At 55.4% G+C, this 13,525-nt stretch carries 13 protein-coding genes; 7 read left to right on the top strand and 6 right to left on the bottom strand.

Features of this window, described 5'->3' with window-relative positions; genetic code table 11:
• Positions 1–31: 31 nt before the first annotated feature.
• Together G5574_RS01180 and G5574_RS01175 are read right to left on the bottom strand one after the other, a co-directional pair.
• The gene (locus G5574_RS01180; protein ID WP_039340501.1) at positions 32–571 is read right to left on the bottom strand and encodes a DUF2058 domain-containing protein; all 540 of its coding nucleotides are present in this window, start codon (positions 569–571) and stop codon (positions 32–34) included.
• A 225-nt stretch (positions 572–796) separates the two neighbouring features.
• Positions 797–1,279, bottom strand: a complete 483-nt coding sequence (locus tag G5574_RS01175; protein WP_164481882.1) for a cold-shock protein — start codon at positions 1,277–1,279, stop codon at positions 797–799.
• Positions 1,280–1,546: 267 nt separating this feature from the next.
• Between G5574_RS01175 and G5574_RS01170 the strand changes: the two genes are divergently transcribed.
• The 5 genes from G5574_RS01170 (at position 1,547) to G5574_RS01150 (ending at position 7,324) form a co-directional block, all read left to right on the top strand.
• A complete protein-coding gene (locus G5574_RS01170) occupies positions 1,547–2,212 on the top strand; it encodes a haloacid dehalogenase type II (RefSeq protein WP_164481881.1) in 666 nt (221 codons plus the stop codon).
• A gap of 24 nt (positions 2,213–2,236) precedes the next feature.
• A complete protein-coding gene (locus tag G5574_RS01165) occupies positions 2,237–3,286 on the top strand; it encodes a phosphotransferase (RefSeq protein WP_054687793.1) in 1,050 nt (349 codons plus the stop codon).
• Between the two features lie 14 nt (positions 3,287–3,300).
• Positions 3,301–4,662: an aspartate aminotransferase family protein gene (locus tag G5574_RS01160; RefSeq protein WP_054687794.1), complete on the top strand. Its 1,362-nt coding sequence runs from the start codon at positions 3,301–3,303 to the stop codon at positions 4,660–4,662.
• A 15-nt stretch (positions 4,663–4,677) separates the two neighbouring features.
• The gene (locus G5574_RS01155; protein WP_033741252.1) at positions 4,678–5,181 is read left to right on the top strand and encodes an Lrp/AsnC family transcriptional regulator; all 504 of its coding nucleotides are present in this window, start codon (positions 4,678–4,680) and stop codon (positions 5,179–5,181) included.
• A gap of 490 nt (positions 5,182–5,671) precedes the next feature.
• A complete protein-coding gene (locus G5574_RS01150) occupies positions 5,672–7,324 on the top strand; it encodes a methyl-accepting chemotaxis protein (protein WP_164481880.1) in 1,653 nt (550 codons plus the stop codon).
• A gap of 211 nt (positions 7,325–7,535) precedes the next feature.
• On the opposite strand, the gene yjfF is transcribed toward G5574_RS01150, so the two are convergent.
• From yjfF to ytfQ, 4 genes are read right to left on the bottom strand one after another with little or no spacing between them, the layout of a single operon-like run.
• Entirely contained in the window at positions 7,536–8,519 is a 984-nt protein-coding gene (gene yjfF / locus G5574_RS01145) for a galactofuranose ABC transporter, permease protein YjfF (RefSeq protein ID WP_164481879.1), read from the bottom strand.
• A complete protein-coding gene (gene ytfT, locus G5574_RS01140; RefSeq protein WP_110267558.1) occupies positions 8,516–9,532 on the bottom strand; it encodes a galactofuranose ABC transporter, ATP-binding protein YtfT in 1,017 nt (338 codons plus the stop codon). Before ytfT ends, yjfF begins: the two co-directional genes overlap by 4 nt.
• Positions 9,525–11,045, bottom strand: a complete 1,521-nt coding sequence (locus tag G5574_RS01135; RefSeq protein ID WP_164481878.1) for a sugar ABC transporter ATP-binding protein — start codon at positions 11,043–11,045, stop codon at positions 9,525–9,527. The genes ytfT and G5574_RS01135 overlap by 8 nt, the downstream gene beginning before the upstream one ends.
• Before the next feature lie 54 nt (positions 11,046–11,099).
• Positions 11,100–12,056: a galactofuranose ABC transporter, galactofuranose-binding protein YtfQ gene (ytfQ, locus tag G5574_RS01130; protein WP_033741249.1), complete on the bottom strand. Its 957-nt coding sequence runs from the start codon at positions 12,054–12,056 to the stop codon at positions 11,100–11,102.
• A gap of 665 nt (positions 12,057–12,721) precedes the next feature.
• Here ytfQ and ydgT point away from each other — a divergent pair.
• Entirely contained in the window at positions 12,722–12,937 is a 216-nt protein-coding gene (ydgT, locus tag G5574_RS01125; protein WP_033741248.1) for a transcription modulator YdgT, read from the top strand.
• Positions 12,938–13,044: 107 nt separating this feature from the next.
• Complete coding sequence (locus G5574_RS01120) at positions 13,045–13,488, top strand: DUF2569 domain-containing protein (protein WP_033741245.1); 444 nt, start codon at positions 13,045–13,047, stop codon at positions 13,486–13,488.
• Positions 13,489–13,525: the final 37 nt, after the last annotated feature.

The following is a 13,525-nucleotide window of genomic DNA, read 5'->3' as shown; positions in this document are numbered from 1 at the left end:
AGGCGCTCTGAAGCGGCTGATGTCGCGTGGATTACCACATCAAATCGTCTGGCACTTTGAAATCGGCATAAGGATCGTCCTCTTCCTGCGCGTCCTGACTGAGTGCACTGTTTAAGACAATGCTGTCGGGATCGCGCTGCGCGATCTTATCCGCGACGCTGGCCGGAATAATCGCGTAGTGCGGCTCGTCGCTGTTTTCTGCCATCAGACGGGCAATGGCCAGGCGACCGTTAATCAGTTGGGTCTGCACAGGTTTATCGACCATGATTTTTTTAATCAGGTTGTTATCCGTGAAGTTAAAACCGATCTCACCTTTTGCCACGACGATTCTGTTCATTTCAATTAACTGCTTCACCTGCGCTTTATACTCTTTCGCCAGCACCGCTTGTTTATGCTGTTCGCTGAGCTGCCTGTCCCGCTCGATCTGCGCTTTTTTGTTTTCTTCTACGGCTTCTCGCGCTTCGCGCGCCTGCACGCGTGATTTTTTCGCGGTTCTCTGGACCTTGTCCATTTTTTTACTGGTTACCAGTCCCGCTTTTAATAACTGCTCCTGAAGAGTGAGTTTTGTCATTGTCGTCTCTGCATCGGTGAAATTAGGGTGTAGAAGTGAGCCTGAGGCGTTACCGCCCCGCCTTTTTGCGTCGGCAGACAGGCGGAAAGCGCGAGGTCAGGTGCGGATCTGCGGCGCGTGGCAGGTGCGTCATAACGGCGCTGCTGGCGGCGCATGACCTCGCTCCATGAACATCGCCTTGTCGGCCAGGCCGTCGTCCCAGCGGGCCAGCGGCGTTATCGGGCATCAGACTTTGAGCATTTTGACGGTAGCGTCAATATCAATCTCATCTTCCGTGAAGATTAAGGTTGCGCCCTGAAAGGTCGTGATCGCCAGTTTTTTCAGGGTGCGCATCGCTTTCGTCTTTTCTGCTGATTTGGGTCGGATATTATTCATCAGTATTCCCACCGACAGCACCGTGTTTTCTTTATAAATCCCTGCATCTGCCGGAACGTCTTCACTGAAAACAACGTAAGATTTAATCGCGGTAAGTTTGATGCGCTCACCCGCAATATAAATGTATTTACTCTCCGGCAGGACTTTCACCGCAAACGCTGACAGCCCTTTATTATTCGTCGTAGGTTCGAACGTGACCGAGGCATCTTTTTTAATCAGGTCAGGATTGGCAACTTTGATGACATGAAAATAACGGTTATCGCCGTTTTCATCTTTAATAAAACCAAAGCCTTTATCCTGAAACCAGGTAGTAATTGTACCGTTCATCGCCATTGTCGCCTGTTTAATCGTTTATCACCTTAATTTTTGCAGCGCGCAGTGTAAAACACAATGCCCGTACGCACTACGTTTTTGGGCATCATTACGTCCGGTCCCGCCGTTTCAGCCTGCCCCGTCAGTGAGGATCTTCCCCACCACCCGGGCCGATGCCGTAAAGCGGCCGCAATTGAGCAAAAACCCCTTCTTTGTCGCGGTAATAAGAAATTATGTGTTTGTGTCGCGCGATATACTTCTTTCATCCACATGAAAGAGGTTAAGCAAATGATTTTCAGGCCAAAATTTATCAGCTTTGATTGCTATGGCACGCTAATCAATTTCGAAATGGGCCCAACGGCAAAGGGCATTTATGCCGATCGGGTCAGCGAAGCGCACATGGCGACTTTCCTGGCGCATTTTCGTTTCTACCGGCTTGATGAGGTGCTGGGTGCCTGGAAACCGTTTTACCAGGTGATTGAAAATGCGCTTCAGCGCGCCTGTCATGCCCATGGCGTCGTCTATCGGGAAAGAGATGCGCAGACGCTTTATGCTGCCGTGGCCAGCTGGCAACCTCATCCGCATGTGGTTGAGACGCTGACGACGATAGCACAGCATATTCCGTTAGTGATTTTATCCAATTCCATGATCGACCTGATCCCGCACAGCGTTACCCGTCTCGGCGCGCCCTTTCATGCGGTGTACACCGCCGAAGAAGCCCAGGCCTACAAGCCGCGTGCCCGGATTTTTGAGTATATGTTCGACCAACTGGGCTGCGGCCCCGAACAGATAATGCACTGTTCATCCAGTTTTCGTTATGACCTGATGACAGCGTGCGATCTGGGCTTTATGGCCAGGGCGTTTATCGATCGCGGTCATGAGCCGGCCATTGACGGTTACGGTGTGAACCGCCTGACCGACTTCCGCCAGCTTCCCGGCCTGCTGGGCCTGTGATCTCTTCAACGGCAGGGAAACATCATGTCTGAAACTGAGACACATCAGGCTGTCGCTCTGAATACCGCAGCGCCTGCGCTGTCGTTATCTGCCGTACAGGCGTTAGTGGCAGAGCGGTACGGTATGACGGATACCGTTGTGCAGCCACTGGCAAGCGAACGCGACCAGAACTGCTGCATTGAAACCCCGACCGGTACGCGTTTTGTCCTGAAAATCAGTAATCCCGCCGAAGCGAAGGCGATTGTCGATTTCCAGATCGCCGCGCTTGAGCATATCGCCGAGGTGGCACCGGATCTGCCCACACCGCGCGTCGTGCGCACATCAGCGGGTAAGAAATGTGACGTTGTCACGTTACCAGCAGGGAGCACCACGCTGGTTCGTATGCTGAGTTGGCTGGAGGGCACTCAGGTCAGGGATACCCAACCTACCCCCGCACAGCGTCGGGCCATGGCGTGCTGTCTGGGCCGGCTGAATTTGGCGTTGCAGGGTTTTTCACATCCGGCCGCCCGCCACGATCTGCTGTGGAATGTTTCCGCCGCGCATCGCCTGATGGACAAACTGGAGGCAGTCATCGATCCGGCACGGCATCGCCTCGCAGAAAAATTTATGATGCGCTTCACCACCCAGGTATTGCCGCGTCTTGGCTCGCTGCGGGCGCAGGTGATCCATAACGATTATCACCTGTATAACGTGCTGGTTGCGCCAGACGCACAGGATCGTCTCACCGGCATCATTGACTTTGGCGACATGATCTATGCACCGCTGGTAGGGGAAGTGGCCACTGCCGCGGCCTTTCAGATGACCGGCTGTGACGATCCCTTCGCAGGGGCTGCGCAGTTCGTCGGTGCCTACCACAAAACCCTGCCGCTCACCGATCTGGAACAGGCTCTTGTCACCGACCTGATGGCGACGCGTCATCTGATTACAGTCCTGATTACCGAATGGCGCGCGGCCCGCTATCCACATAACCGCGCTTACATCATGCGTCACAATCCTGCCGCCTGGGAGGCGCTGTCGATGCTGGCAGACCTGACCCGCGACACAGCACGTGATCGCCTGCTGGCCGAACTCTGATACGGGAGACTTCCATGAAAAGCACCACCGACCTGAATATGGTTAATGCCTATATCCCCGGGCAGGCCGATGTTGACCCGGTAACCGCGGCGATGATTGACCGCCGCGATGCGTTGCTGGGCCCGGCCTATCGCCTGATGTATGAACATCCTCTGCACATCGTGCGCGGTGAGGGTGCCTGGCTGTTCGATCCCGAAGGGCGCCGCTATCTGGATGTGTATAACAACGTGACCTCGCTGGGGCACTGCCATCCGGCGGTGACGGACGCCATCTGCAATCAGGTCAAAACGCTGGCCACCAACACGCGCTATTTGCATGACACGATTCTGACCCTGGCTGAGCGCCTGCTGGCGACGGTACCTGAAACCCACCTGGCTCACCTGATGCTGACCTGCACGGGCAGTGAAGCCAACGATCTGGCCTTTCGTATTGCCAAAATCCGGACCGGTGGCACCGGAATTATTGTGACCGAAACCGCCTATCATGGCATTACGGACGCCGTCTCACAGTTCTCACCCTCGCTGGGCAAAAGCGTCGATCTGGGGCCGCATGTTCGGCTGGTCCCTGCCCCGCGCGCCTATCACGCCGACGGTGTCGATCTGAGCGAACGTTTTACCCAGGATGTGGAAATGGCCATTGCCGATCTGCAACGTCACGGCATTCAGCCTGCCGCGTTGATCGTGGATTCACTCTTTACCAGCGACGGGATCCTGCCCGGCCCGACCGGCTTCCTGCACGGCGCGGTGAACGCCATCCGGCAGGCTGGCGGCCTGTTTATCGCCGATGAAGTCCAGCCCGGCTTTGGCCGCACGGGCGAAAACATGTGGGGTTTTCAACGTCACGGACTCAGACCGGATATCGTGACGCTGGGCAAACCCATGGGCAACGGTCAGCCTGTTGCCGGTTTACTGGCCACAGCCGACGTGCTGGCGGAGTTTGGGCAGCGCTCCCGCTACTTCAATACCTTTGCCGGTAATACTGTTTCCTGCGCGGCGGCCCTGGCGGTGCTGGATACCATTGAGCGAGAGGGACTGATTGCGCATGCGCGTGAAACCGGGAACAGGCTGCTGGAAGGCATTCGCGGCCTGAGCCACCGGCACGAAGCCATCGGCGATGTCCGGGGGGCGGGCCTGTTTGTCGGCGTGGAACTGGTTTCTGATCGGCAGAGCCGCGCAGCCGACCGCTGGCTGACCAGTCAGGTGGTGAACCGGATGCGGCAAAAAGGCGTATTGCTGAGTGCCTGCGCCATGGGCCATAACGTATTGAAGATCCGTCCTCCTCTGGTGTTGACGGCCGAACAGGCGGAAATAATAATCGACGTGCTCGACCAGGCGTTGACGGACGCCACCGCAGCACGCATGGGCCATTCAACCTGAGAGAATACGCCATCTATGTCACATGCCAGGCTCCCTGACCGCACCGATATCCGGATACTTGAGCATCTGCAACGCGAGGGGCGCTGTTCGATTGTCGAACTGGCTGAGGCAATAAACCTCAGCCCCAGTCCCTGTCTGGCGCGAACCCGCCGTCTGGAGCAGAGCGGCATTATCGCCGGTTATGCCGCCCGGATTTCACTGAATAAACTGGGCTGCAATCTGGTGGTGTTCTCCGAGATCACCCTGGCGAGTCATTACCCTGCTGATTTCCTGCGGTTTGAAACCGGTGCCCGTCAGTATCGGGAGATTGTCGAGTGCTACAACATCAGCGGCGGCTACGATTATCTGTTGAAAATCATCGCCCCCAACCTTTACCGGTTTCAGGATTTAATGGCGCGGCTGCTGGACGACGAAATCGGCATTGCCAAATTCGCCAGCCGCGTGGTGCTCAGGCACCCCTGGCCGTGGCGGGAAGAACCGTTGAGCGAAATTGCCAACGGAAACTGCAGCTGGGAATAGGCAAGTAACGGGCCTGTGCACGGGGACGGGCGTTACCTGAGACATCAACCGTTGAACCGCCTTTCCGTCTGTTTCGTTGCGGTGTGGGTCCGCGCCCTGTCCGGCCGTTTTGCGCCCGCTACCGCTGCTGTCTGGCGGCCATATCGACACAGATACGTTTTTTCCTCACCCGACGGGTTACGCCCTTTCTGAACCTGGCAGTTTACGCCTGTCACGGCTTTTAGCGGTCTCGTTCTGACGATGTGCCGCACGAGGCCATAAGACAACCACTCAGCCGTGCTTTATTTAACAAATTATTCACATGGGTAAATGTTACTCAACGTGAATATTTCACCTAAAGCCTTTGTCGCATAATGCCGATACAACGACTGGCGATAGTTAACCTTACAAAATTTTATACCGATCACCTTCCGACCTTTACGTAAAACATTTTCGCATCAGCTCGCCCATCGGGCTCGTTCATGCCGGGGCCTGACACTATGGAATGCATATGAACAACATCAGAATTGGAATACGGCTTGGGGCCGCCTTCGGCTTTATGGCGCTGCTGGTTATTTTTATGGTCCTGATCGGCGTGATAAAAATTAACTCACTCGGCAACGCCAATGATGAGATCTCGGGCGCGCTCTACAGCAAATCCTCCTCGTCTGCTGCGTTGCGCTATTACACCTCTGATATGAGCCGTCTGGCACGTAATGCCATTCTTCTTAAAGACGTGACGAAAAGAGAGAAAGCCATAAGTGATTACCGTGGGGAACGTCATGAAGTGGATACGCTGATCGCGCAGATGGGCAATCAGGTCAGCACGTCTCAGGGCAAAGCGATTTTTGACCAACTGAACGCCCACTCAGCCCTGTTCCTGCCTTTTATCGATGAGGTTGTCGCGCTGGCTCAGCAGGGAAAAAGTGATGAGGCGACGCAGCTGCTTTTTGGCCCCCGTTACCAGACGCAGGGTGACTTCATGGCGTCGCTGAAAAAGATGCAGACGTTTCAGGAAGCGCGCATGAAATACGCGGCCGACAAATCGGGGGAAGATCGCGCCGATGCGCTGATGATACTCATTATTGCCGGGATTGTTGCGCTGCTGTTGGCCGCCATATCCGCCGCGATTATCACCCGCAGTATTACACGTCCACTGAAAGAAGCGGTTGAGGCCGCCTATCGCGTGTCCCACGGCGATCTGAGTGGTGTCGTCGTAACCACGGGTAAAGATGAAACGGGCAAACTGTTGTCCGCCATCCGCGAAATGCAGGATTCGCTAATCAATACGGTCAGCCTGGTCAGGAAAAACGCGGAGAGTGTTGCCTCGGCCAGCACACAGATTGCTCAGGGTAATGCAGAGCTTTCACAACGTACCGAAGAACAGGCCAGCTCGCTGGAACAGACCGCCGCAACGATGACGCAGTTGGGTATGACGGTCAAAAATAACGTCGACAATGCCCGTCAGGCGGGGCAACTGGCGGTCAGTGTGCGTGAAGTGGCCAATAAAGGCAGTGACGCGACAGAGGCGATCACCGGCACCATGAAATCCATCAGCGACAGCTCCGGCCGTATCGCTGAAATCACCGCCGTTATCGACGGGATCGCTTTCCAGACCAATATCCTTGCGCTTAACGCCGCGGTGGAAGCCGCCCGTGCAGGCGAGCACGGCAAAGGCTTTGCGGTCGTCGCCAGTGAAGTGCGATCGCTGGCACAGCGCAGCGCCACCGCAGCCGGTGAAATTCGCCAGCTGATCGCGGCAAACGCCCAAAGCGTAGGCCAGGGAAATGAACTGGTCGTTCACGCGTCTGAAACCATGTCAGGCATTCTGTCTGCTGTGGGCAAACTGACAGATACGGTAGAAGAGATTACCACTGCCAGTGCCGAACAGGCGCGTGGCATTGAGCAAGTGGGCACCGCCGTGACGGAAATGGACAGCACCACACAGCAGAATGCGTCACTGGTGGAAGAATCCGCGTCTGCCGCATCCAGTCTGAAAGAACAGGCCGACATGCTGTTACAGGCCGTTTCCGTGTTCAGCCTGGGTTCTCCGGCGACCACGGTGGCGACGGCCGGTGTCGCGCCCACGGTCATGTCTTCACGCCAGACGAAGGCGGTTACCACGAAGGCGGACAATGCCGACGACGGCTGGACGAGCTTTTAATAACCTTACCGCGTCGGGTACCGGCGCGGCGGTTTCAAAGACAGAGCCCGGCGGCCGTGCGGGCTTATTCCCCCTGTGCCCGAGTCCTCATCGTTGATGCTCGCGCCTGAGATGACGATAAGGTTGCCGCAGGTTCGTCGCGTCCCTCTTCCCTGCCCGACACCGACAAAAGCGGCGCCGCAGCGCCGCTTTCTCATGCACCTGCCTGACGTCAACTCAGCCGCTTCACCGGTGCATTCTGCTGCCTGTCCCACATTACAGTGAGTAACCGTTGCAGGGCGATAAAGGCAAACAGCAGGATGCCGATGGCGATTTTGGTCCACCAGGAACTGAGCGTGCCGTCGAAATTAATCCAGGTCTGAATCAGCCCCTGAATCAGGACGCCAAATAACGTGCCGAGAAGCGTACCCACCCCACCGGACAGCAGGGTTCCCCCGATGACGACAGAGGCGATGGCATCCAGCTCAACGCCCAGCCCGGCCAGCGCATAACCCGCAGAGGTGTAGATGGAAAACACAATACCCGCCAGCGAGGCTAACGTGGTCGACAACATATAGATTTTGATGGTCGTGGCGCGGGTTGAAACGCCCATCAGCTGCGCGGAAGTCATATTGCCCCCGATGGCGTACACCTGATTACCGAACCGGGTGCGGTGCGCCAGAATCATCCCGCCCCCAACCACCAGCAACATGATCAGCGCCAGCAAACTGAGCCGCCCGCCGCCCGGCACTTTCCAGGCCAGGCCGGAAAGCGTGGCGTACAGCGGATGATCAATCGGAATGGAGTTTTCGGAGACCAGATAGCTGCATCCACGCAGGAAAAACATGCCCGCCAGCGTAATAATAAACGCAGGGATTTTGAGTGCGTCGATTAGCCAGCCCATCATCGCACCAAACAGCGCCCCCATGCAGAGGACCAGGGCAAAGGCCACCAGCGGATTAAGGTGATAATCGCCGATGACTTTGGCCAGGAAGACGCCAGAAAACGCGATGACGGCCCCCACAGACAGATCGATGCCGCCCGACAGAATCACAAAGGTCATGCCCACCGCGATAATGCCCAGAAACGCGTTATCCGTCAGAATATTACAGATGACCCGCGTCGAGGCAAAACCGGGAAACTGGCTCAGGCAAAACAGATAGCCGAGTACAAACACCAGCAGCGTAATCATTAAAGGCAGATGACGTTTAATCATGATGCACGTCTCCGTTTAAACATCGCAATAAAGCGCGGGGATTGCAGCAGCAGTACACACATCACCACCACCGCCTTCACCACCTGATTAAGTTCCGGCGGAAAGCCCGACAGTAAAATACCGGTATTCATCGCCTGAATAATCAGTGCCCCCATCAGCGACAGCAGAATGTTAAATCGCCCGCCCATCAGCGAGGCACCGCCAATCACCACCGCCAGAATGGCGTCCAGCTCCAGCCACAGCCCCGCGTTGTTCGCATCGGCCCCGCGAATATCGGCCGCCACAATCAGCCCCGCCACCGCTGCGCAGATTCCGCTGATGGCATAGGTGGACATCACGACCAGCCAGCCATTCACGCCCGCATTACGCGCAGCGCGCAGGTTGATCCCGACGGCTTCGATAAACAACCCAAGGGCCGTTTTACGCACCAGCAGCCAGACCAGCAGCGCGACCGCAATCGTGATCCAGACCGGCACCGGCAACAGCCAGAGTGCGCCGTTGCCGAACCAGCCCAGGCTGTCGTTGTTAAACGTCACGATCTGTCCCTGCGTAATTAACTGGGCGATGCCGCGCCCGGCCACCATCAAAATCAGGGTCGCCACAAATGGCTGTATGCGTAACAACGCAACCAGAATGCCGTTCCACAGCCCGCAGGCCAGCCCGCTGGCCACCGTGACCAGAATAATAAACGGCACGCTGTGGCCCGCCACGGTCAGCGTGGCCGCCGTCGCGCCGGCAATCGCCATAACGGCGCCGACCGATAAATCGATCCCGCCTGTGGCAATCACTAAGGTCATGCCGACGGCCAGTAAGGCTACCGGCGCAGCCCGGTTGAGGATATCAATCGGGCTGCCAAACAGCCGGCCATCCTGTAAATGGATGGCGAAGAAATTCGTGGCAACCAGGCTGTCGACCAACAGCACCAGCAACAGCGCGATAAGTTGCGGCATGCCTGGCGGCAGCCTGAACGTGCGACGTGTCGCCCGGGTCGGGGTAACCGGTGATTCAAGCATGCTGCGTACCTCCATCAGCAATGGCGTTAACGATTGCCGCCACAGAAAGCGCTTCCAGTGGGATTTCTGCTACCTGTTTCAGATCGCGCATAATGATGACGCGATCGGCATAGCCCACCAGCTCTTCCAGCTCCGAGGAAATGACCAGTAGTGCCAGCCCATCGGCACATAACGATTCAATTAAGCGGATAATTTCGGCATGTGCGCCCACGTCAATGCCGCGCGTGGGTTCATCCAGAATCAGGAACTGCGGTTTTGTCACCAGCCAGCGAGACAACAGCACCTTTTGCTGGTTTCCGCCCGACAACAGCTCGACGGGCTGCTCCGCGTGCGGTGTGCGAATGCCCAGACTTTTAATAAAACGCTCGGCAATCGCCTGCTGCTCGCGTTTCTTGATCGGGCGCAGCCAGCCGCGCTGCGCCTGTAACGCCAGAATGATGTTCTCGCGGACAGAAGCCGCCCCGATAATTCCGTCCGTTTTTCGGTCTTCCGGACAAAAGCCCATCCCCAGACGGGAAGCCTGCGCGGGGGTACGGATCGGTTCAACCCTGCCCTTGATTTTTGCTGTGCCGCGATCGGCGCGGCGAATGCCAAACAGCACCTCTGCGGTTTCGGTCCGCCCCGAGCCCAGCAAGCCTGCCAACCCGACCACTTCACCCGGCCGGACCTGAAGCGTGAAGGGTTCGATCGTGCCCTTCTTACCATAATCTTCGAATGACACGACCGGCTGGTTGCTCTTCAGCGTACTGCCCTGACGCTGCAGCGCGGTCGCCATCAGTTCCCGGCCAATCATCAGTTTGACCAGCTCAATTTGCGGCAGCGTAGCGGTGTCGTGCGTGGCAATAAATTTGCCGTTGCGCAGAACGGTAATGCGATCGGTAATGCGGTAAACCTGGTCCAGAAAATGGGTGACGAAGATCAGGCTCATCCCGCGATGTTTTAACTCTGTCATCAGGGTGAACAGCATTTCCACTTCGCTGGCATCCAGACTGGCGGTGGGTTCATCGAGGATTAATACCTGGGCGGAGAGATCCACCGCCCGGCAGATCGCAATAATCTGCTGCATCGCGACGGAGTAATGACCAAGCGGCCGCGTGACGTCCAGTGCAAAACCGTATTTGCGCATCAGGGCATCCGCCTCGCGCACCATGTGCTTACGATCAATCATGCCGAACCGACGCGGCTCGCGCCCAATGTACAGATTATCGGCCACCGACATATTCGGCAGCATATTCACTTCCTGGTAGACCGTGCCGATACCGATTTTCTGTGCTTCAGCAGTACTGCGCGGCGAAATGGCCTGACCGTTTAACGTAATCGTGCCGCTGTCGCGGGTGTACACGCCGGTCAGCACTTTGATCAGGGTTGATTTGCCTGCGCCGTTCTCACCTAACAGCGCCATGATTTCGCCTTTGCGCAGGCTGAAAGAGACATCGTCCAGCGCTTTCACGCCGGGAAAACCTTTACTGACGCCGTTGATGGCTAAAAGAGGTGATTCATTGTGTGTCGTCATGCTGTCAACTCCGCCCTACATCAAAGAAGACCGCCCCGAAGGGCGGCCTGCGGCTTAGTAACCCATGTTCTTTTTCTTGTCTAACTCGGCCTGCGCGTCAGCAGGTAAAAAGAGTTTTGATTCGGTTCTGATAATTTTGGGTGGCAGGGTGCCGTCTTTTTTGAATTTTTCCAGCGCGTCAAAGGCCGGGCCTGCCATATCTGGCGTCAGCTCGACGTTAGCGTTGGCTTCCCCGGCCAGCATCGCTTTGTAGATATCCGGCACACCATCGATCGATCCGGTCAGAATATCTTTGCCCGGTTTCAGACCGGCTTCTTTGATCGCCTGAATGGCCCCGATGGCCATATCGTCGTTATGGGCATAAACCATGCAGATATTTTTGCCGTTGTTCTCGGCCTTGATGAAACTTTCCATGACTTCTTTCCCTTTACTGCGGGTAAAGTCGCCAGACTGAGAGCGAATCACTTTAATATTCGGGTGGCCACTGATCGCTTCAGCAAAGCCTTTTTTACGATCGATGGCGACGCTCGCGCCGACCGTGCCTTGCAGCTCTACGACATTACATTTTTTATCGCCGACGGTTTTTACCAGCCAGTCACCAATCAGCTTACCTTCCAGAACGTTATCGGCGGTGACAACGGCCTGATAGAGCGAGTTATCTTTTACGACGATGGCGCGGTCCAGCAGGTATACCGGGATTTTGGCATCTTTGGCTTCTTCTAATACCGGCTCCCAGCCCGTCTGCACAACAGGCGCAATAAAGATGGCGTCCACGCCCTGCGCGATAAAGGAGCGCACGGCTTTAATCTGATTCTCTTGTTTCTGTTGACCATCGGCGATCTTTAAATTAATGCCGCGTTTTTTGGCTTCGCTTTTTGCGACATTGGTTTCAGCCGAACGCCAGCCGGATTCTGAGCCTACCTGTGAGAATCCCACTGTCATTTCCGCCGCTAACACTGAGCCACTTAATGCGGCGCTGACCATTGTCGTCAGGAGTAAACGTTTCCACATAGTTTTTCTTCCTCTGAAGGGCGTTTGCTGTACAGGGTAAAGTGCCTGTGTAGCCTGACGTAAAAAAGGGCAGATTAGGGCGACACGCCTCACAAAACTGAGCGATTTAAAGGGGTTACGTTAATTGACGGAATGCTCTCAGCGCGGGCTTATGGACAAAACGCCTGTGTCTTTTTTCAACTTACGTTAAATAAATGTAATAAACAGAATCGCTTAAGTGTGACACTGCTGAAAACGATTACAGCCAGGTGTACAGAATGAGCCATCCCGTTTTCAGCCCCGGGAAAAGTCTGTTTTGTGATTTCCAGCACACACAGAAATCCCCTGTCTCCGGCATGAAACGATTCCGCTGACCGCACTGGCCTGAGGTTTATCCTGATTATGTTGTTATCCGGCCCTGAATCGCAGTTATACACAATCGATTCGTACATAAAAGCAGATAAAAAGTGACTTGTGACTCAGAAATGATTCTTTTAGGTTGGGTCTGGATGCACCGCTTTACAGCGACAGGATTATGGCGACGATCCAAAACCTGATAAAATTCACCTTTAGCGAGCTATGCCCCACGTTTGTCTGATTTTTGCTTTTTTTCATCCGCGGAACTGGACAGCGTTAAGCGGCTCCCTATACTTGGCCTTCTTTCTTATTGATTCGTTATGACAAAAATGACTGCGCACGATTACCTGTTAAAATTTCGCAAAGTGAATAACCTTGAAAGTCTTGAAAAACTGTATGACCATCTGAATTATTCGCTGTCGGACGACAAAGACATTATCAATATGTACCGGGCAGCCGACCATCGTCGTGCTGAACTCGCATCGGGTGGCCGCTTGTTCGACCTGGGCTGCGTACCAAAGTCAGTCTGGCGCTACGTGGTGTAATCCCGCGCATCTCCCCTGTTCCCGCCCTCCTGTTTTCACTGTTGGTTTGCGTCTGTCTTAACATGCTATTCTGACCCGCTGACGACGTTGAAACAGGATGAACCGCAATGACGACCCCGATGACAGCCCCACGTATTGGCGGCTGGCTTTTACTGCCACTGGCATGGTTGCTGATGACGCTGCTGACCACCGCGCTGGTGATGGCCATGTATCTGACGCCACTGTTTGATGCGCAATGGCGCGAAACCTTGTTTAACCACCGTTCGCTGGTGACGGGCTATTGGGCCATTTCATTATTGACCGCCACCGCATTGTGGGCTTACAGCATGTGGGTTGTGTGGATGTTCTTTAAACGTTCGCACCGTCTGCCGCGCCACTATATCGTGTGGTTGCTGATCACCGTTTTGCTGGCGCTGAAAACCTTTGCCTTTACGCCGGTGTCTGATGCACGTGCGTTGCAGACTTTGCTACTCTCACTGGCCGCCGCCGCCGTTTTTGTTCCCTATTTCAAACGTTCCGCGCGGGTAAAAGCGACATTTACTCAGCGATAACGCTGCTGTTTTCGTCAAGAGTTTAATTCTGAGTGCG

This window comes from Pantoea stewartii (assembly GCF_011044475.1).
GTDB classification, from domain to species: domain Bacteria; phylum Pseudomonadota; class Gammaproteobacteria; order Enterobacterales; family Enterobacteriaceae; genus Pantoea; species Pantoea stewartii.
This window is presented reverse-complemented; position numbering and strand designations above follow the sequence as displayed.